A 19549-nucleotide genomic window follows, 5' to 3' on the forward strand; every position below is an offset into this window, starting at 1 on the left:
ATTTTCACTCCTCTCTAACTCCCCCTTGTTTAAGGGGGAATTATTTGTTTATCACTTTTGACAATTATCACAATGACCGCAGCGAAAGGCGATCGCCTCTTCTGCAAAACCAAAAGCGTTTAATAAAAATTGCCAGCGACAGCCGCGAGTTATTAAATATTGCTGCATTTGTTTGAGAATTTGTGTTTGTTTTGCACTTAAATGCTGCAAAGATCGTTGTAGAGACGTTGCATTTAACTTCCCTACAAGACGATAATTAAAAGGGTCTTGCCATTCTAATTGTTCTGCGCTATGGAGTAGAGATAAGGCGATCGCACCCCCAGGAAATTGTTTGCTTATTGCTTCGATTTGTCCGCGATCGGGAAGACTTTGAGCGAGTTTTTGTGCTTTTCTGTACTGTTTTTCTTGCTTTTGGGCAAAAAATGTGTTACGCTGTTTATCTTCTGGATTTAATAACCCCGTCGGTTCGCTCATTAAAGTTAACGCCTCAGCTATCTTTCCATCTCGCCCTCCTCGTCCAACTTCTTGGATATATTCCGATATTAATTGTGGTGCTTGAAAGTGTACCACCCAACGCACATTCGGCTTATTAATCCCCATCCCAAAAGCACTGGTACAGACAACAAATTGCGTCTTTCCTCGTAACCAATTATCCTCAATTTCTCGTCTCTGTTCCGCACTTAACCCCGCATGATATGCCTCAACATTGTATTTTAAACTGGCAAACCATTGCGCCAACTCTTCCCCTTCAGAGCGCGATCGCACATAAACCAATCCTGCTTGTTTTCTCTTGCTTTCAATAAACTTTAACATCTTTTGTTTGCGCCCTCGCGGAGTCCAAACAATTTGCACGGTTAACTTAAGATTTTTGCGATAGGGACTGAGGAGAAAAGGTTGAGGCTGTTTTAATTGCAAACAGCGAGTAATTGTTTCTCTTGCATGAGGATCTGCTGTAGCCGTAAAAGCGGCGATCGCCATTTTCGACCCAGAAGGTTTAGACTGAAGTAAAGCCAGACGAACTGCCCCCAAACGCCGATAAGCCGGACGAAATACCTCTCCCCATTGTACCAAGCAGTGAGCCTCATCAAGAATTAAACCATTAATCTTTAAATCCGGTTGAATTAAACATTGCCAAACCGGAGAACTTAATAAAGTTTCTGGAGAAAGATAAAGCAAACGTAGGGTTTGTCGTTCCAGTTTTTTAAATATTTGTTTGCGTTGGGAAGCAGGGATTTGACTGTGGAGAGAAGCAGCCGGAAGATTGCGATCGCGCAACTCCTGTACTTGATTTTCCATCAATGCAACCAAAGGGGAAACCACCAAAGTTAATCCCGTTTGTAACAAAGCCGGAAGTTGAAAGCAAATCGACTTTCCTCCCCCCGTTGGTAATACAATTAGCGCATCTTGTCCCGACAGCAAACAGCGAACGATTTCTCCTTGAGGGGGTCTAAAATCGTCATAACCCCAAATCTTCTGAAAAGTTCCTCGAACAGTTTGCCAATCCATTTTGCACTCCGATTAAATTTCTTGCCAATCACGAGCATCGACAAACAAAGATAAATGTTTCACATTTGTAGTTGCCACGATCGCATCGTATCCCATCTCCTTAACCATCATAGCCTGAGCCGCTAAAATAACATCACCATCAAGCGCTTGCGGGTCTGCGGTGGGTCTTCCTCTACGTCGTACATCTGCCCAAAGTTCTGCTGCTTTTAGCATTATTTCTGTAGTCAGAGGATGATATTCCAAAGCTCTCTTAAAAGTATCTAATCGTCTCAAACTGGCGACTTTATTGGCGCGAATTAATTCGCGCCTAACTTCATAATCAGAGATTTCTGGAAGTATCACCTTTTCATCTTGTGCTAACAGAGAATTAAACCAGAGTTTGCAAGCTCTAACAATCGCAGAAGATGCTTTAGGATTAACAATCATTCCCAGAGGTCCAGTATCTAAAAGAATGGCTCTACTCATATCGAACAAGATAAAATTAAATGGAAACAGGGTTTTCTTCTAGTGCTTTCTGGAGATATTCCCATGTTTCCGTGTGTTCTTGTTCGTCTCCATGTTCCTCCCAGTGTCGCAATAGTGCAAGTGTTGCTTGATTTTTCCGATGACGTTCCTCTTTGGACATATTCAGACTCGCTTCTAGGGGATCGATCGCCTTTTCTGGCTTTGGATTTACGCTATCCTGAAACAATTTAATTATTTGCAGTAAATTCCCCCAATGTTCTTGAGGAATTTGCGCGATCGCCACAATCATATCCTCGATAACAACATTATTTTCATTGGTTTCATTTGTCATATCCAACTCCTTAACGCATCAAAACGATCTGATTCTTCACTTTAACAGAAAAAACTAGATAGATGCACCGTAATGGATTCCCAAGGATCTTTCGTTGTTTGTATTTGTTACTGACTTCGCCAAAGAAAGAAGCACTGCATTAACCGCGATCGCCAGCCAATTGCCTTATTTCTTCCTCTCTTAATTCGGAAGAGGAGATAGAGCTATCTTCCACAACATCTGTCACCCTCGGCACGAATAAAGCCGCAATAATTAAAAAGAAACCCCCCAAAACCACCGCCAGTAAATGACTCGAATCTAAGAAAGCAGACATCACCCAACCCAACCCCAAAGCAACGCAAATTTGCGGTACGACAGTGAAAATATTAAAGATGCCAATATAACTCCCCATTTTTTCCTCTGGTAGGGCATCAGCAAGGATAGAATAAGGCATGGAAAGAATGCTCGCCCAAGCCATTCCCAAGGCCATTGCAGAGAAGAAAATGAAATAGCGATCGCGAATCCAAAATAGAGAAATTAAACCAATTCCGCCACATAATAAACAAAAACCGTGAACGAATTTACGACTGGTTAATTTAGCAAAACGCGCCAGAAATAAAGAAACAATAAAACAAACCCCATTGTAAACGGCGATAAAAATTCCCGCCCATTCAATCCCTTGGGTATAGAGTGGAGAAGTTTGATCCGTTGCGCCGAAAACTTGTCGGGCGATCGCGGGGGGTAAATATAAAAAGACGCAAAACATCCCCACCCAAGTGAAAAACTGCACCACGGCTAATTGGCGCATGGTTTTTGGCATTTGCCAAATATTGCGGAAAAAATCCCCTGCTCCGGCGGGTTCTTGTTCTTCCTCTGAGGGGGGATTATAGTCCAAAGGCGATTTTCCCGTACTTAATGCCGTCCACAATACACAACTTAAATAAACCAACGCCCCAAAATAAAACGAGAGCTTGACGCTGAGGGGAATGGCTGTTTTTGTGCCAACATCGTTGATAAATCCCAGATGGCTGAAAATCCAGGGACATAATGACCCCAACACCGCCCCCAAGCCAATAAAAAAGGCCTGCATGGTAAATCCGAGGGTGCGCTGTTCCCCAGAGATGCGATCGCCTGTAAAAGCTCGCAAAGGTTCAACCGTGCTATTAAAAGATGTATCGAGAATCCATAGCATTCCCGCCGCCATCCACAAATTTCCGGAATTGGGCATCATAATGAGAGCAAAGGAACTGAGAATTGCTCCCGCGAGAAAAAAGGGCTTGCGGCGACCCAAAGGAGTACCGCGATCGCTCCAATAGCCGATGAGAGGTTGAATGATTAATCCAGTAATGGGACCCGCCAGCCAAAGAAGGGGGATTTGTTCGGGGTTTGCCCCCAAATATTCGTAAATGGCGCTGGTATTGCCCATTTGTAACGCCCAACCGAATTGGGTGCCGAAAAAACCGAATGTGATATTCCAAATTTGCCAGAAATTCAGATCTGAGGGAGTTGACTTTGGGGGTGTCGTTTGTTGCATCTTGCAATTTAAGTGAACGCGCCCTCTGATCATCCTTCGGATAGATGAGGGGTTGTATTATCAAATAATTGTGGTGCGATCGCCGCAGAAAAGCATTCTCTTCACGGCGATCGCATTTTTGATATTTTTCCTATATTGGGGGTTTGGAGGGGTTTGGAGAAAGGGGGTTTGGAGGGGTTTGGAGAAAGGGGGTTTGGAGACCAAACCCCTACACTGGGGGTTTGGAGACCAAACCCCTACTAATAATTACCTCTAGTCCTTCCTTTGCCAAAATACTGCCTGGTCTGAGAACTTCCACCTCTTCACCGATTTTATCGAGTTGATCGTCGCTATGATTGGGTTCGTGATGGAAAACAACAAAGCGTTTAACTCCGGCTGCATCACAAACTTTTGCTCCTTCTTGCCAAGTAGAATGTCCCCAACCTACCTTCGGAGATTTAGGATTGTGATATTCCTCATCAGTGTACATGGCATCATAAATCAAAATATCCGCATCTCTGGCCAGATGTAAAACATTTTCGTCAAGGCGATCGGGGAAATGTTCCGTATCGGTACAATAAACCGCCGTATAACCGCCCCAACTGATGCGATATCCCATTGCACCATTAGGATGATTGAGGGGGGTGGTTTCAATTTCAATATCATCTAAGTGAAAGACTTCGCCGCAGACAATATCGTGAAATTTTAATTTTGCCTTAATATCGGACACGGGAACAGGAGAGTCAACATGAAGAACGCGATGGTGAAAATGCGTCTCCATCTTCATTTCCTCCCCTTCCGGGGGAACCTGTCCGTGAATGTGAAAACAATCTTCTTCGTTAAAGGCGGGGAAAAAGAAAGGCACCCCTTGGATATGATCCCAATGATAGTGGGTAAAAAAGACAAAGGCTTCTACGGGAGAGTATTTGAGCAAGTATTTCCCCAAACCTCGCAGTCCCGTTCCACCATCAAAAATAAGTCTTTTCCCTCCTACTTCCATTTCAACGCAAGAGGTATTACCGCCATAGCGGATAGTTTGAGGACCGGGAGAGGGAACACTGCCTCGGACTCCCCAAAATCGGATTAGAAATTCAGAAGAAGAGATGGTTTGCATGGGACACTTAAGGCGTTAACACAGTACATTGACCCCGATCGCGCAGCAGGTGATCGCATAAAACTAAGGCAACCATTGCTTCTACCATAGGCACGGCTCTCGGCAAAACGCAAGGGTCATGTCGCCCCTTGGCGGCTAAAACGGTTGCTTCGCCACTGCGAGTCACCGTTTTTTGCTCTTGGCCTATGGTAGCAGTTGGCTTAAAGGCTGCACGCAAAATAATATTTTCGCCGTTGCTGATGCCGCCTTGTACGCCACCAGAACGGTTGGTAGCGGTACGAATTTCGCCGCTTTCATCAGTATAAAATTCGTCGTTATGTTCTTTCCCTGTCAGCAGGGTGCCGGCAAAACCGGAGCCAATTTCAAAGCCTTTACTGGCAGGAAGGGACATAATTGCTTTGGCTAAATCTGCTTCTAATTTATCAAATACAGGCTCGCCGAGTCCTTTCGGGACATTTCTGGCGACACATTCGACGACACCCCCCAAAGAATTTTTCTCGCGTCTGACGCGATCGATCAGTTCTATCATTTGTTCGGCGCATTCGGAGTTAGGACAGCGCACAATATTACTTTCCACTTGTTCGAGGGTGACGGTATCGGCATTGACGATCGCCTCTAGGTCTTTAATTCGTTTAACATAACCGACAATTTCCACTCCTGCCACCTGTCGAAGGATTTTTTTGGCGATCGCCCCGGCCGCGACTCGTCCAATGGTTTCTCTAGCGGAGGATCGCCCTCCTCCCTGCCAGTTACGGATGCCATATTTTGCGTCGTAGGTGGCATCGGCGTGGGAGGGACGGTATTTTTGTTCCATCTCTTGATAGTCTTGGGGGCGGGGGTCTTTGTTCCGCACGAGGATGGCGATGGGGGTTCCTAATGTTTTGCCGTTAAAGACTCCAGAGAGAATTTCGCAGCGATCGGCTTCTTTACGGGGTGTTGTGATTTTACTCTGTCCTGGACGGCGGCGATCGAGTTCAAATTGGATTTCTGCGGGGGTAATTTCCAGTTGAGGTGGACAGCCATCAATAACCACGCCAACACCCCCTCCGTGGGATTCTCCAAAGGTGGTAATGCGAAATAAATGTCCGAAGGTGCTGCCCATATTCAACTCGTGCGCGTTGGCGTTAAATGCTTTGCTATTTTAACTTCAGCAGGTTAAAAATTGTAGGCCACACTAAAATAATAAAATATTCAATTTAGGTCTAAAGTTGGGAAGAATTGATGCGATTGTTCTATGACCAACAACGAAACCCGCGCCGAATACGACTCTCCTTGGAAAGAAGCCATTTCCTTCTATTTCCAACCTTTTCTCGCTTTTTTCTTTCCTCGCGTCCATGATGCCATTGATTGGACTCGGGGTTATGAGTTCTTGGATAAAGAGTTCCAGAAAATTGTCAGAGAAGGAGAAACTGGGCGCAAAACCACTGATAAATTGGTTAAAGTTTGGCTCAAAAACGGGCAAGAAACTTGGATTTTGATTCACATTGAAGTCCAAAGCCAACCCGAAGCCGAATTTGCCGAACGGATGTATGTTTATAATTGCCGCATCTACGATCGCTATCGTCAGAAAGTCCTCAGTTTAGCGGTCTTAGCTGACGAGACAAAATCTTGGCGACCCAGAAAATACGGCTATAAGATTTTAGGAGGCGCAGTTCTCTTAAAGTTTCCCACAGTGAAACTCCTCGACTACACTGCCCAAACTTTAGCCGAAAGCAATAATCCCTTTGCGGTCATCGTTGCGGCACATCGAGAAACCCAGAAAACCCGCCAAAACCCAGATAGTCGCTATCAAGAGAAACTCACCATTGCCAAAAGTCTTTATCGACGGGGTTATCAAAGACGAGATATCCTAGAACTATTCCGATTGATTGACTGGATGATGACTCTGCCTCGTTCCCTAGAAGAAAATTTTACCCGCGAAATCTATCATTATGAGGAGGAAAACAAAATGCCGTACATTACCAGTGTAGAGCGTTTGGGCATTGAGAAAGGACTGCAACAAGGACTGCAACAAGGTCGCCAAGAAGATATCATTGCCGTGCTGCAAGTGCGCTTTGAAATAGTCCCCGAAGTCCTGATTGAAACCGTCAATGGCATTCAAGATGATGCCATCCTCGCGAATTTACTCCGACAAGCGATCGCGATTCCCTCTCTTGATGCCTTCCAAAAGATTCTCCAGGGAATGGAGAATTAAACCGCGATCGCTTTCCTAAGATGCGCCAACGCCCTAAAAACCTAATCCTCGTAATTTTGGCGCTTGCAAGACTGCCACAAAAAAAAAGAGTGCTGTATTATATTTTGTAGTATTATGTGTAATACTACAAAAATATCATCCAGAAATCGCGACCAACTTTAAAGACAGTGGCATCTTTTCGAGATTTATTGAATCATTACCGAGAGTACCGAACGATCGCGATTTTCAGTATTGCAGCATCGAGTTTTTTTCAGATTGTCGATTTAGCAGTGCCTTATGCGATCGGACAAATTTTGAATGTTTTATCTGGTCATCCCCTGGATAATACCGCCAGCTTCCTTGTAACAAATACTGCCAAAATAACGAATCTACCCGAAGGTCAATTTTTAGCATTGGGGACGTTATTGGGACTAATGTTTATCGTAATGGTAGTAAGAGCGCCAATCCAAGCGTGGGCAGCGATTTGGTATCACTGGGCGATCGCATTGAAGGTGCGTCGAGATTCTTCCCATCAGACAGTAAAAAAAATTCTCACCCTACCGTTAGGATTTTATGATGAAAATAACCCCGGTCGCGTTGCTGGAAAGGTAGCCCGAGGAATATCTAATCATCTCTGGACCTACCCGGAAATTGCCGGACAATTAATTCCCAGATTGATACGAATTTTGGGGATTTTTGGGGTAATTTTAGTTATTGAGCGCCGGATTGCGATCGCCTTTCTCTTCTCCTTTATCTTCATTCTTGCTTTTTCTTTGCGGAAATTGCGAAAGTTGGTTCGCAAAGAGGCAATTTTGGATCGATATATGGAAAATACCGACAGTCGTACCTCGGAAATCATTACCAATATTAAAACGGTGAAGGCGTTTGCTAATGAATCCCGAGAGTTTTATCGACAAAAAAGGCGATTCGATCGCGAACTTAGATTTATTCTCGATCGCATTCATAAAGGGTATACTTATCTATATAGCCAACAGCAAATATTTATTCGCACTTGCGAGTTTTTGATTCTCAGTTTTACCCTTTGGGAAACCCTACAAGGACGCATTTCTTTAGGCTATTTTATAACTTGTTTAACCGTGGCAAGTATGGCTTATTCAGAACTCGATCCCTTGAGCGATTTAGCCGAAATGTTTTCCCGTCGTTATGCTTCGATGATTCGCTTTCACGAGTTTTTACAAGAGCCGGAAGGAAGCGATGCCGCGAATTTATTACCAGAAGTTGCGGCGGAGAATTCTTATCATTTTACAGGGAAAATTGAACTTTCTGGGTTAACTTTTGGTTACGATCGCGATCGCCCAATTTTGCAGGATATTAGTTTATTGGTCGAACCCTATCAAACTGTGGCCTTAGTGGGGCGATCGGGGTCAGGAAAATCGACCTTGGTGAAACTACTTTTTCGCTATTTTGAACCCGATCGCGGCTCAATTCTCATGGATGGAGACGATATTCGCAGTTTGGATATTACTCGCTATCGCAAGCGGTTGGCGATCGTGCATCAGGAGGTCGATATTTTCAACGGCACCCTCTTGGATAATTTGGTTTATGGCAATCCTCTTGCTTCTTTCTCTCAAGTGGAGGAAGCGTGTAAAATTGCCCGCGTCGATGATTTTCTGGGGGACCTTGCCAATGGTTATTATACAATTGTAGGGGAGCGCGGGGTGCGTTTGTCGGGAGGACAAAGGCAGCGAATTGGCATTGCACGGGCGTTAATTATGAACCCAGATGTGCTAATCTTTGACGAAGCGACTTCGAGCTTAGATTATGAGTCAGAGCGCTTGATTCAATTAGCAATGCGATCGATTTTTGGCACCCGTACCACAATTATTATTGCTCACCGATTGAGTACAGTAAGAGAAGCAGATAAAATTGTCGTTCTCGATTCTGGTAAAATTGTAGAGGTAGGAAGTCATGCAGAATTGTTACATCAAAAAGGAATTTATCGGCGACTTCACGCATTGCAAGAAACAGGGGAATTAGTTTAACGGAATTCGCCGCGAATGCGATCGAAGTCCGTATCGGTTTTCGCACTTGCTCGATATTTTTCGGGTTCCAATTTTATACAGTGAAGAAATGTAACTTTTGTTCCCTTAGATTGTGGGCTAGTCCCGCCCAGACAGTAGATTAAGAAATGCGATCGCGCTCTATCCCTGTTCCCCAAACTGAATTTAGACTTAAGTCTAATAACCTCGAAGCCCGTCCCAGGATAAGCTAGAGCGCAGACGGTCTAGACCTTATATTATCTAACTCAGAATTCAAACATCCTAATGGAGGACAGCCGCTTATGGCCTTAGATTATTTTGCTCCAGGTGTCTACGTCGAAGAAGTAGACCGAGGGAGTCGCCCAATTGAGGGCATTAGCTTAAGTATTGCCGGGTTTATCGGCTTCACCGAAGACGTGCGCGGTGATGCCGAACTGTTCAAACCCATCATGATTACCAACTTTGAACAGTATCTTGAATATTTCGGCAAACCCAACTCCGATGGATTTACCGAATATAAAAAAGTCGCCGAAGACGGCAGCGAACAAACTTATTATCCTTACCTCCCCTTTGCCGTTCAAGGCTGGTTTGTTAACGGTGGCGGACGCTGTTGGGTCACTAGCATCGGCACCAAACTTCCTGGCTCCGAACCCCCACCAGCAGAGGAAGTCGCGACAAAACTGCTCACCGCAGGGGGCAAACCTTCTTTGAGTGCGAACATTAAACCTTCCGAAGGTGATGATGCACCCGCACTTCCTCCAGGTGATTCGGGACGAATCCTCGTAGTTATTTCCGAAAGTACCCCCAAAGCACCGGAAGACGACTCCGAGCCTGCCATTGATGACGGACAATACTTTAATCTGAAAGTTGTTCTCGGCGAAGAGGTTCTCGAGGAATACGATAACCTGTCCATGAACCCCGAAGTCGAAACAGCCGTAGCCGATTACGCCGTTACAGCCGTAGCAGAATCAGAATATTTGACCTTTGCCGATATCTCCGTAAGCGGACAAGCCCTCTCGCGACGACCCGGTAATGGTGTCTACGAAATCGCCCCTCCACCTTACATCTCTCCCGTTGACAACGCCGCACGCGATATTGCCGGCAGTCGCAACGAGCGCAAAGGGATGCAAGGCTTATTTGAAGTCGATGAAGTCGCGATGGTTGCCTTCCCCGACCTGATGCTCCTTTATCAAACCGGAATTCTTGACCTCGACCAAGTACACGGGGTTATGGAAATGATGGTCAGTATGTGCGAGAACTCCTTCCCAGGACCTCCCTATCGCATGGCCGTCCTTGATCCACCACCAGTTAAACCAGGAAAAAGCAGCGATCCCGTTCCCCCCGAAAACCAGAAGCCCCAAGATATTGACGCTTGGCTGACAGCTTTCAACCGCCGCTCTATGTTTGGCGCACTGTACTATCCTTGGATTAAAGTCGCCAACCCTGCCAACGCAGGCCGCCCCATTTTCGTCCCTCCCTGCGGTCACATGATGGGGGTTTGGTGTCGCACCGACCAAAGCCGAGGTATCTTCAAAGCCCCTGCAAATGAAACCCCTAGAGGCGTTTTAGGCTTGGCTTACGAAACCAATATGCGCGAGCAAGAACTGCTCAACCCCAAAGGGATTAACTGCATCCGTAACTTCGCCAGTTACAATCGTGGTTATTTGATTTGGGGTGCGCGTACCTTAGTCGATCCCACCGATATTCAATGGCGTTATATCTCTGTTCGTCGCTTGATGAGCTACATTGAGAAGTCCATCGAAATCGGTACCCAGTGGGTCGTCTTTGAACCCAACGATCGCGATCTTTGGGCGCGAGTTACACGCACGGTTAATAACTTCCTGGAAGGATTATGGCGTGCGGGAGCCCTACAAGGCGGTTCCCCTGGAGAATCCTTCTATGTTAAGTGTGATGGCGAACTCAACACCAATGAAACTATGATGATGGGTCGTCTTTACGTTGAAGTGGGTGTATGTCCCGTCCGTCCGGCTGAATTTGTCATCTTCCGCATCAGTCAGTGGGCACCTGGAGGCTAGGTTGATAGTTGATAGTTGATAGTTGATAGTGGGAAAGAGGAAGGATGATTAATAATAAGTTTCTCTCCTTTCTCTTTTCGCACTCTTTGCCCATTACTTATTACTCATTAAAAGACTAGGAAGCATCAGAAATGACAGAAGTAGTTCCAATTCCCACCAGTCGATTCTATGTCGCTTTTGACAACTTAAGTGAAAAAATGGTCGCCAGTGTTGGCGAAATGTCCTTTGAGGGCAAAACTGCAGGCCACGAAAAACCGATCGCCTCTGGTAAAGACGGAAAAACCCTGTGGCAAAGTACCTCTACGGGATTTGCTGATAACCCTGATTTCTCCATCGAAGTCTACTTGGTTGAAGGTGATATGGACTGGTACAACTGGTTTAAATCTATAGTTCCCAAAAGTGAAGGAGGTGATGGCGTTGGACTGAAAGGCCGCCAAGGTGGTACTTTAACCGCTTTCAATGCCAGCGATGAAGTTGTTCTAGAATGGACGATTACTAATGCTTGGCCGAAAAGTTATAGCTTATCCGACCTTTCTGCTGATGGCAGCGACTTAGCAAAAGAAACTTTTGAACTCGTTTGTGAAGATGTCAAAAGAACAACTTAAACGCTATTTATATAGGGAGGGATTTTCCCTAAGATCCCCCCACAGATGAAACTTGTTGCGTGTTGGCGATCGCATTTTTCTACTTTTTTTTCCACTTTTAACAAGGAGCAAAACAATGGCAGCCGGAGAGATTCTCGCGTGTTCCAAGTTTTACATTAGCATTGACGGACTCGACGATCTAATTATTAAGAGCATTAGCGGCATTAGCGCCACCATCGAGTTAGCTGGCTCTGATGCTTCCTATGGTGTCACCAAGGGCGGTAAAAGTGCCGTACAATCAACAGTAACTGGCGTTAGTAATTCCAACCTAACCATTACTTTTGTCGGCACTGCTGAAGATAAGCGCGTTTACGATTGGTACTATTCCTCTCACTCTACTGAATATGTGGGGGGAGGAAGTGAGAGTAAAGGGGAACGCAAAACAGGTACAATTTCTCTCTATAATCAAGGGGGAGAGGAAGCTGCTACTTGGGTTCTTACAGGAGTTTTTCCCGTGAGTTACAAAGGTTCTTCACTGTCAGCAGAAGATGCGGCTCTTTACGAAGAAACATTGGATTTTGCCTACGAAAACTTGTCTCGCACAGCATAACGGGTTATGGATTATTGGCTATTCATTAAAATTGCAAGAGTAGCCAATACTCATTTGGAGGAAAATATGGCAGAACTAAAACCTATTCCCACCAGTCGATTCTATATTGAATTTGATGGACTAACGGAAAAAATGGTGGCAAGCGTGGGAGAAATTGCATTTGAAGGAGAAATATCGGGACAAGATAAACCTTTCTCTGTCTCAAAGTATACGATGAATTACTGGCAATCAACAGCAGGCCGTCAAAATAACCCCAATATCTCAATTGAGGTATATCTGGTTAAAGGAGATATGGATTGGTATACATGGTATAAAAGGTGTATGCCAATCAGTGAAGGGGGTTCTGGCTATTGGGGACTGTATCGCAAAAGCGGCTCATTAACGGCTTATAACAGTTCTGATAAAGCGGTTTTACAATGGAATATTAAGAATGCTTGGCCGCAAAGTTATTCTGTCTCCGATCTTGCCGCAGATGGTAATGAGTTCGTTAAAGAAACTTATGACATTGTGTGTGAAGATATCGAAAGAGTCAATCCTGCTTCTTTCTTTTAATTTCTATGATTTTCAGAGGATTTTTACTTGAAAAATTTTTCATGCGAGGCAAGATACAATGGGAGAAATTTTAGCCAATTCTCGATTTTATGTCGATATTGATGGCATTTATTCAGATTTATATATTAAAAGTGTAAGCGGTCTTGGTTCTTCTTTAGAAGCAACGGAGGACAGTAATGCTCATGGAGCAGGTAAATATGCTATGAGTTTTATGCAGGCTACAGTTACGGGTGTCAATACAACCAATATTACGATCGCCTTTGTCGGATCGGCAGAGGATAGCAGTCTCTACAATTGGTACAAAAATTCGCATTCGTCTAACTTTATCGGAGGAGCAACATTATTGGGTGGAACAAAGAAAACTGCAAGTATTATCGTCTACGATCAAGGAGGAGGTGAAGGTGCGCGTTGGGATTTGAATGGGCTTTTTCCGATTAGTTACAAATGCTCTCAATTTTCCGTTGATAGTGCCAGTCTCTATGAAGAAACGCTAGAATTTTCTTATGAAACAATGAAACGAATTTCGTAAAATCATAAATATAGCGCGTAGCGCTAGGCAACAAGCAACAGGCAACAACAAATAACAAATCATACAATTATGACACTCAGTAATTCTCAAGAAAGCTCTTTACTAACAGGACTCTATGCTTTACCAGAAGTCCTAACTAGCAATCGTTTTTACGTCGATCTCCTTGTAGATGCTTCAGGACTTGTGGATGCTTTTTTCACGGAATGTTCGGGATTTAAACGCAGTTATGATGTTGTTGAAATTGCCGAAGTTACCGCGCAAAAATGGGGAGCGAATGGAACAAATTATGGTCGAGTCGTGAGAACCAAAATTCCTGGAAATACTAAGAGTGATAACATTACTCTCAAGCGAGGTTTGACATTAACGACAACATTATGGGATTGGTTTAAGACCATAGAGGAAGGACAATGGAGCGAACAATACCGCGATGGTGATATTGTCATTTATAATCAATGGGGGATTGAAATGGCTCGTTATAGTTTCACGGGTGCTTGGCCGATTAGTTATACTATTGGCTCTTTAAGTGCCAATAGTAATGATTTTATTATTGAGGAACTTGAATTAGCGGTTGATGAATTTTATCGCACTGAACTGTCGAGTAAATCCTCCGCAGAAGCAAGCGATCTGAACTATAAATCGGCTCAACTTTTTAGTTTGTAAAGGTAATTTCAATCTAATCTCAAGAAGGGCGATCGCGCCTTATTTTAATTCATCCCATTATCTTAGTTAATGATACAAACCGAGTTTGAATTTTCCCTTCCTAAAGGATACATAGATACAGAGGGTAATCTTCATCGCACGGGGGTCATGCGTTTGGCAAGGGCGATCGATGAAATTGTCCCCATGCGAGATCCTCGGGTGAAAACTAATCCTGCTTATGCAACAGCAATTATTTTATCTCGCGTGATTACTCGTCTTGGTGCTTTAGATAATATTTCCCCTGCAACTATTGAGGGACTTTTTGTAGCAGATTTGAATTATTTACAAAAGTTTTATCGGAAAATCAACGAATTGGAAGAGGAGGAGGAAGAACCACAAAAATCGGCAGAAGAACAGGATAATGAAGACTAAGATCGATAAGAAGTGTTACAACAACGAGGAAAACCACCGATCGCCAATTATGATTTCTACAAAATACAATTTTACCCTCCCGAAGGGTTTAATCGACAAAGAGGGCAACTTATATCGTACTGGGAGTATGCGCTTGGCAACGGGAGCCGATGAAATTATTATTCAGAAACATCCTCTCGTGTTGGAAAATCCCGCTTATCGAATGTTGGTTGTCTTGTCCCGCACGATCGTTCAATTGGAGGAATTATCCACTATTTCGATCGCGATTCTTGAAGATTTATTTTTAATAGATTCTGATTATTTACAAAGTTTTTATAATCAAATTAACGGCTGGGGAGGGGAAATGTTAGCAGTGGGGGAGTCATAGGCTATCCCTTGGATCGCTTATACCAAGAGATAGCCTATATTGCTCTCAATTTTCACTGGCCGTTAGAGGATATTCTACAATTAGAACACGCGGAAAGACAGCGATGGATAGAGCAAATTAATCAATTGATGGGATAGAATTGTATTGGGTTTAAACATTGGTTTTAAATCTTTATAACCAATTACCCACCAAAATAAATGGAGCCCAAAAATAGGGATGTCCGTTATATTTGGGATTCTTTAAAATCGTGATTTGGGCGCGGCGCAATGCTTCTGCTTTAGTCACTTTTTCTTTCAGTAACTCTGAATAAAACTGCTGCATTAATTCCGAAGTTGCTTCATCATTCACTAACCATAAACTTGCCATTGTACTGCGAGCGCCCGCCCTCACTGCAACCCCAGCAATTCCCAAGGCTGCACGCCGATCGCCGCTTGCGGTTTCGCAGGCACTAAACACTAAAAGCTCGATCGCCTTCGATCCCCCCAATCCAGCCGTGCGTAACAGTTCGCTCAATTCGTTAACATTAATTCGATCGTCCCATGTGAGAATATAAGTATCTGCTGCGCTAGAACTAAAATTTCCGTGAGTGGCAAAATGGATAATAGGAAAGGGAGCAGAGTCGATCGCCTTTTGAACGGTGGCTTCTGTGAAATTCTCGTTGAGTAGCACTTGTCCCGCAACACGATCGCTAATTTCTGCTAGTTCGACTTCAACCCCAGGCAGGGCGTTAAACCCTTGGCGGGCAAGGGAAACTCCGGCTTTGAGTACGCGAATTTCTTCCCGTTGTAATGCCCCCGAGTCGGTCAATTCTAACCCTGGAGCCACGGCGATCGCGTATTTTTCAATTAAAAACTGTTCGCCATCATAAAGCGCCCCCATCGGAATCCCTCGCAATACGCCATCGGGTATGAAAACAAGGGTTTCGACTTGACTTTGCGCCAATTGCTCCTCAATGGGTCGAATTAACCATTCATAGACTTCTTTTGCATTGTGCCGAAAGGAAAGTCTATTCGCTTGAGTGAGGGAAATGCGAAGGCTCTGTACGGTGCGATTGACTGTTTTTTTGGGGAGTTGGGTGGCATAATGGGTTAAAGATTGCCCCGGTAAGCTGAGGATGACTTCTAGGCGATCGCTGAGAATAATGGGATAGAAAATAGCGGCTTTGCGATCTATGCGATCGACATTGACGGGTTTTGCATTCAAACACGCCGATCGGAAGAAGTTATCAAGTTCCGCCAATTGCAGGGATTCAATGGTTTTACGTGCCTGTTCGATGTCTGCGGGACTGGCTGTTCCTTCTTTAGGTTCTAATAATAAACTCACTAATTCCCGATAAACGGGTTCGACGCTTTCTCGGAAGGAGAATTGTAAATCTGAGTGGGTGACTTCCGATTGAATCGCGGCTAGTTCGCTTCGTAGGGTTTGCAGGGTATTGACGGCTTCGCGATAGGCAGAAATCGCCCCCGCGCGATCGCCTCCAGTGGCTTTTAAAAGCCTTCCTAGCTGCCATTGCCAACGATAGGTAATATCGGGTGCATCGATGGATTGAGCGACGATTAAGGCTTGTTGAGTGAGGTCTAGGGCTGCATCCAGTTGTTGGGTTTGTTCGTAGACTTGGCCGAGATATCCTAAAGCATAGGCGCGGGCGCGATCGTCTCCCAATGTTTGAGCCTGTTGAGTGGCGATCGCCAGTTCTCGGGCGCTGGTTGGTGCGAATTCTGAGGGGGAAAGCTGCATTAAGCTATGGGACAAATTGATTCTGGCATAAATGGCGGCGCGACTGAGGGGTAATTGTTCTATCTCTGCATTGATCTGGGGGAGTAAATTTCTGGCGGCTTGGGTATTTTCTTGTTCAATTAATAAACTGAATTGATTGAGTTGTGCTTGGGTTTTGGTTAGGGGTGAAGGGGAAAGATCGGCAACTTGTTGATAGAAATTGAGGGCTTCATCGGTGTTTCTTTGTACTCGTGCAAGATTGCCCAAACTCAGGAGAATATTGCTGAGAACTTGGGGAGATTGCAGGTTTTTGGCGACGGAGAGACTCTCATTTAAACTGTCTTGGGATTTGCCCAAATCTCCCACTAAACGCAGGGTATCTCCTAAAGATCGCAATCCTAGGGCTTTGGTAATAGAGTCGGGTTGTGTCTCTAACTGAGTTTTAACGGTTTCGAGAGTTTTTAAAGCCAAGCGAAATAATCCGGCTGATTGCATCGCGGTGGCTTGATGAATTTGGGTGCGAATTTTCCCTTCCTTGTCTCCTAAAACTTGGTATATCTCTGCAACCTGTTTCCATAAGGCGATCGCCTTTTCCGGCTGTCCTTTGCTTAATTCTAAACTGGCTTGAATATTTAATGTTTGCGCCAAAATGCGATCGCGTCCTTTTGCATCTATGCGTTGCAGAATTTCTAAACTGTCGGCGATCGCTTCTTCTGCTGTGGCGATCTCTCCCATTTGGCGATAAGTTAAAGCCAGATTGCTCGAGATCGCGGCCTCCTCGAGTTCATCTCCTTGGCTTTGATAGACTTGTAGGGACTGTTGCAGGATAGCAGCAGCTTCAGCATAACGTCCAGCTTGATAAAGTGTCTTTCCTTGCTGTTCGAGGGCGATCGCGCTACTGGGAAAAGGATTCGCTACAATCGAAGGAGGGGTGAGGAGTAAGGAAAGAATTAGAACGGCGATCGCTAAAAGTCCCCATTTTATCTGCTTCCAAATTGAGTTTTTAAATAGTCGTTTCATGGTTAGTGTATAGTGGTTAGTGGTTAGTGGTTAGTTGAGAGTTAATTAGAATAGATAATTAATTGAAAAATACAGCCCATTTTCCTGCAAAGTATTTGGAGTGGAATTGAGATTGGTTAAAGGAATACCCCAATCAAGACGGATATGTAAACGCTCCCATTGCTGCCATCGTAATCCTAACCCAACAGAACTAATAACATTGGTGTCAAGAGTATTATCTTCTGTATTGTTCCAACCCAGACCAAAATCAATGAATGGAGCAATTTGTAATAAGCCTTGAATTTCGGGAACTCGCACCAGGGGAATTCTTAGTTCTGCTGTTGCTACCACTCCATTATCTGCCAATAAAACATCCTGACGATAACCTCGAACAGTTTCTTGTCCCCCCATCGCAAATTGTTCTAATGATAACATAGGGCGATCGCTAATTTGCGAATCTGCTCGCAGGACAAATAAAGTATCTTCTGCCAACAATCTTACCCATTGAAATTGTCCTTGCCAAGAGAAAAAATTACTATCTGGAGCCTCATTATTTTGGGTAGAATCAAACCAATTAACCCCTAAATTAAACTGAGAACGAGCAGCTAAAACTTCTCGTTCACTGCGTTTTGTCCACTCTTGAAAAAACCGCAAAACCGATAATTTTGTTACCCCATCATCGTCCGCACCATTAGATAAAGGAAAGGGAATATCTAATAGTGTTGTCGCGCTAGTTTGATGAGAAAATGTCAAACCCATAACAAACTCTTCTGACGGTGTTTGTCGAATCGGCTGCCTCAATGTTACTTCATAATAACTAGATTTGGAGCGAATATTCAGAATATCAAAAGGTTCTTCAATGACGGTACTCGATGTATTTCCCAAAGCAAGACGCACAGTTCCATTATAAGGATTTAAAGGCAATGTATAGCTAAAATCAAACCCATTACTGCCCGTCGTATTACTATACCCCAGAGCAAGACTATCTCCCAAACCCAATACATTTCCTTCGATAATATTAATTCCTCGGCGATCGCTACCCACACTTGGAGAACGAGAGTTACTAAAAGGCAATTGTACGCTAAAACTATCTGCTTCTCTAACCTCAACTTCTAAGATATTTGAGCCTATTTTTGTCCCCGTTGATAACTCAGAAGAAAGGTTCTCAATTAAAGGATCGAGTTGTAAGAGTTGGAGGGCTTCTTGCAAGCGTTTCACATTGAGAGGTGGTTGGACGGCAATTCCCAAACGACTGCGAATATAGTTAGGATGGAGTCGTGTTGTTCCTTGAATGTTGATTTCTTCAATTTCTCCTTCAATGACTTGAATTTGAATAACACCATCCTGACTATTTTGCGGTGGAATAAAAGCACCAGTTGTAATATAAGCGCGATCGTGATAATACTGAGTAATCTTAGAACGAACTTGTAATAGTTCCGCAAAAGAAATAGGACGATTAGTGTATTCTCTGGTAATTTCCGCTAATTCTTCCTGGCTAAATATAGTGCTGCCAATTACTTCAAAACTTTGAACTTCGATCGTTCCAGGAATATTTTCCTCTGGAGTAAGTTCGGGGTTTTCTAAAGTTGGTTCTAGAGGAGTAAGAAGTTCTGAAGGAGGAGGAAGGCGAGGGATTTTTGGCTCGGGTAAAGGGTTTGTAGAAGGGGGTTCATCTGGAGAAATAATTTGAGATTGTAAAACATTTTCGCGATTAAAAATAGAAGAAAACGCTGCTATTTTTTCTCTATCTTCTTGGAGATTGAAAGATCGCGATCGCCAAGATGATTCTATTTCTTTCTTTGGCACAATAGTTACAGCCATTACCTTTTTAACCGTAAGATTAAGCATAATATGGAAAGGTAAAGCGATCGTGCTGACGACAACAATATAACGAACAAAGCGAGAGGCGATCGCAACTGGCATGATATAACCTGAAGATCGAGCAGAATTTTATCTTAAACTATAGCAGAAATTCAATCCAGAAATTTTCTCCAGAAATTGGTT

General features: G+C 44.0%; 20 protein-coding genes. 11 read left to right on the forward strand and 9 right to left on the reverse strand.

What is annotated here, in order from left to right:
• Positions 1-51: 51 nt before the first annotated feature.
• From JUI58_RS20765 to aroC, 7 genes are all read right to left on the reverse strand, one after another.
• Entirely contained in the window at positions 52-1506 is a 1455-nt protein-coding gene (locus tag JUI58_RS20765; protein WP_204105726.1) for an ATP-dependent DNA helicase RecQ, read from the reverse strand.
• A gap of 12 nt (positions 1507-1518) precedes the next feature.
• Positions 1519-1971: a nucleic acid-binding protein gene (locus JUI58_RS20770; RefSeq protein ID WP_204105727.1), complete on the reverse strand. Its 453-nt coding sequence runs from the start codon at positions 1969-1971 to the stop codon at positions 1519-1521.
• A gap of 16 nt (positions 1972-1987) precedes the next feature.
• Positions 1988-2302, reverse strand: coding sequence for a hypothetical protein (locus JUI58_RS20775; RefSeq protein WP_204105728.1), 315 nt, complete (start codon positions 2300-2302; stop codon positions 1988-1990).
• Positions 2303-2441: 139 nt separating this feature from the next.
• Positions 2442-3815 (reverse strand): MFS transporter, encoded by a 1374-nt coding sequence (locus JUI58_RS20780; protein WP_204105729.1) that lies wholly within the window; start codon positions 3813-3815, stop codon positions 2442-2444.
• A gap of 60 nt (positions 3816-3875) precedes the next feature.
• Positions 3876-4019 (reverse strand): hypothetical protein, encoded by a 144-nt coding sequence (locus JUI58_RS20785; RefSeq protein WP_204105730.1) that lies wholly within the window; start codon positions 4017-4019, stop codon positions 3876-3878.
• Positions 4020-4023: 4 nt separating this feature from the next.
• Positions 4024-4908, reverse strand: a complete 885-nt coding sequence (locus JUI58_RS20790; RefSeq protein ID WP_204105731.1) for an MBL fold metallo-hydrolase — start codon at positions 4906-4908, stop codon at positions 4024-4026.
• Between the two features lie 7 nt (positions 4909-4915).
• Positions 4916-6010, reverse strand: coding sequence for a chorismate synthase (gene aroC / locus JUI58_RS20795; RefSeq protein ID WP_204105732.1), 1095 nt, complete (start codon positions 6008-6010; stop codon positions 4916-4918).
• 132 nt (positions 6011-6142) lie between these two features.
• Here aroC and JUI58_RS20800 point away from each other — a divergent pair, with 132 nt between their 5' ends.
• From JUI58_RS20800 to JUI58_RS27135, 11 genes are all read left to right on the forward strand, one after another.
• Positions 6143-7102, forward strand: coding sequence for an Rpn family recombination-promoting nuclease/putative transposase (locus tag JUI58_RS20800; protein WP_204105733.1), 960 nt, complete (start codon positions 6143-6145; stop codon positions 7100-7102).
• A gap of 167 nt (positions 7103-7269) precedes the next feature.
• Positions 7270-9084: an ABC transporter ATP-binding protein gene (locus JUI58_RS20805; protein ID WP_204105734.1), complete on the forward strand. Its 1815-nt coding sequence runs from the start codon at positions 7270-7272 to the stop codon at positions 9082-9084.
• Positions 9085-9383: 299 nt separating this feature from the next.
• Positions 9384-11117, forward strand: coding sequence for a phage tail sheath C-terminal domain-containing protein (locus JUI58_RS20810; RefSeq protein ID WP_204105735.1), 1734 nt, complete (start codon positions 9384-9386; stop codon positions 11115-11117).
• Between the two features lie 131 nt (positions 11118-11248).
• Positions 11249-11722 (forward strand): phage tail protein, encoded by a 474-nt coding sequence (locus JUI58_RS20815; protein ID WP_204105736.1) that lies wholly within the window; start codon positions 11249-11251, stop codon positions 11720-11722.
• 115 nt (positions 11723-11837) lie between these two features.
• On the forward strand, positions 11838-12311 hold the full coding sequence (locus tag JUI58_RS20820; protein WP_204105737.1) for a phage tail protein: 474 nt from the start codon (positions 11838-11840) through the stop codon (positions 12309-12311).
• 66 nt (positions 12312-12377) lie between these two features.
• Complete coding sequence (locus tag JUI58_RS20825; RefSeq protein WP_204105738.1) at positions 12378-12863, forward strand: phage tail protein; 486 nt, start codon at positions 12378-12380, stop codon at positions 12861-12863.
• A gap of 58 nt (positions 12864-12921) precedes the next feature.
• The gene (locus tag JUI58_RS20830) at positions 12922-13392 is read left to right on the forward strand and encodes a phage tail protein (protein ID WP_204105739.1); all 471 of its coding nucleotides are present in this window, start codon (positions 12922-12924) and stop codon (positions 13390-13392) included.
• 69 nt (positions 13393-13461) lie between these two features.
• On the forward strand, positions 13462-14052 hold the full coding sequence (locus JUI58_RS20835; protein ID WP_204105740.1) for a phage tail protein: 591 nt from the start codon (positions 13462-13464) through the stop codon (positions 14050-14052).
• A 69-nt stretch (positions 14053-14121) separates the two neighbouring features.
• Entirely contained in the window at positions 14122-14463 is a 342-nt protein-coding gene (locus JUI58_RS20840; RefSeq protein WP_204105741.1) for a phage tail assembly protein, read from the forward strand.
• Positions 14453-14830, forward strand: coding sequence for a phage tail assembly protein (locus JUI58_RS20845; protein WP_204105742.1), 378 nt, complete (start codon positions 14453-14455; stop codon positions 14828-14830). The genes JUI58_RS20840 and JUI58_RS20845 overlap by 11 nt, the downstream gene beginning before the upstream one ends.
• Before the next feature lie 8 nt (positions 14831-14838).
• Positions 14839-14967: a DUF6760 family protein gene (locus JUI58_RS27135; RefSeq protein ID WP_275414384.1), complete on the forward strand. Its 129-nt coding sequence runs from the start codon at positions 14839-14841 to the stop codon at positions 14965-14967.
• A 34-nt stretch (positions 14968-15001) separates the two neighbouring features.
• Here the strand turns inward: JUI58_RS27135 and JUI58_RS20850 are convergent, their stop codons facing one another.
• Positions 15002-17566: a CHAT domain-containing protein gene (locus tag JUI58_RS20850; protein WP_204105743.1), complete on the reverse strand. Its 2565-nt coding sequence runs from the start codon at positions 17564-17566 to the stop codon at positions 15002-15004.
• Positions 17567-17611: 45 nt separating this feature from the next.
• Positions 17612-19468, reverse strand: coding sequence for a ShlB/FhaC/HecB family hemolysin secretion/activation protein (locus JUI58_RS20855; RefSeq protein ID WP_204105744.1), 1857 nt, complete (start codon positions 19466-19468; stop codon positions 17612-17614).
• Positions 19469-19549: the final 81 nt, after the last annotated feature.

It is taken from the genome of Spirulina sp. CCY15215 (assembly GCF_016888125.1).
Taxonomy (GTDB): Bacteria; Cyanobacteriota; Cyanobacteriia; order Cyanobacteriales; family Spirulinaceae; genus CCY15215.

Bases quoted from the DNA above. Each gene is read 5' to 3' on its own strand.
- JUI58_RS20815 (WP_204105736.1), top strand. From the start codon at position 11,249: ATGACAGAAGTAGTTCCAATTCCCACCAGTCGATTCTATGTCGCTTTT.
- JUI58_RS20820 (WP_204105737.1), top strand. From the start codon at position 11,838: ATGGCAGCCGGAGAGATTCTCGCGTGTTCCAAGTTTTACATTAGCATT.
- JUI58_RS20790 (WP_204105731.1), bottom strand. From the start codon at position 4,908: ATGCAAACCATCTCTTCTTCTGAATTTCTAATCCGATTTTGGGGAGTC.
- JUI58_RS20855 (WP_204105744.1), bottom strand. From the start codon at position 19,468: ATGCCAGTTGCGATCGCCTCTCGCTTTGTTCGTTATATTGTTGTCGTC.
- JUI58_RS20830 (WP_204105739.1), top strand. From the start codon at position 12,922: ATGGGAGAAATTTTAGCCAATTCTCGATTTTATGTCGATATTGATGGC.
- JUI58_RS20765 (WP_204105726.1), bottom strand. From the start codon at position 1,506: ATGGATTGGCAAACTGTTCGAGGAACTTTTCAGAAGATTTGGGGTTAT.
- JUI58_RS20810 (WP_204105735.1), top strand. From the start codon at position 9,384: ATGGCCTTAGATTATTTTGCTCCAGGTGTCTACGTCGAAGAAGTAGAC.
- JUI58_RS20780 (WP_204105729.1), bottom strand. From the start codon at position 3,815: ATGCAACAAACGACACCCCCAAAGTCAACTCCCTCAGATCTGAATTTC.
- JUI58_RS20770 (WP_204105727.1), bottom strand. From the start codon at position 1,971: ATGAGTAGAGCCATTCTTTTAGATACTGGACCTCTGGGAATGATTGTT.
- JUI58_RS20840 (WP_204105741.1), top strand. From the start codon at position 14,122: ATGATACAAACCGAGTTTGAATTTTCCCTTCCTAAAGGATACATAGAT.
- JUI58_RS20775 (WP_204105728.1), bottom strand. From the start codon at position 2,302: ATGACAAATGAAACCAATGAAAATAATGTTGTTATCGAGGATATGATT.
- JUI58_RS20845 (WP_204105742.1), top strand. From the start codon at position 14,453: ATGAAGACTAAGATCGATAAGAAGTGTTACAACAACGAGGAAAACCAC.
- JUI58_RS20825 (WP_204105738.1), top strand. From the start codon at position 12,378: ATGGCAGAACTAAAACCTATTCCCACCAGTCGATTCTATATTGAATTT.
- JUI58_RS20835 (WP_204105740.1), top strand. From the start codon at position 13,462: ATGACACTCAGTAATTCTCAAGAAAGCTCTTTACTAACAGGACTCTAT.
- aroC (WP_204105732.1), bottom strand. From the start codon at position 6,010: ATGGGCAGCACCTTCGGACATTTATTTCGCATTACCACCTTTGGAGAA.
- JUI58_RS20850 (WP_204105743.1), bottom strand. From the start codon at position 17,566: ATGAAACGACTATTTAAAAACTCAATTTGGAAGCAGATAAAATGGGGA.
- JUI58_RS20800 (WP_204105733.1), top strand. From the start codon at position 6,143: ATGACCAACAACGAAACCCGCGCCGAATACGACTCTCCTTGGAAAGAA.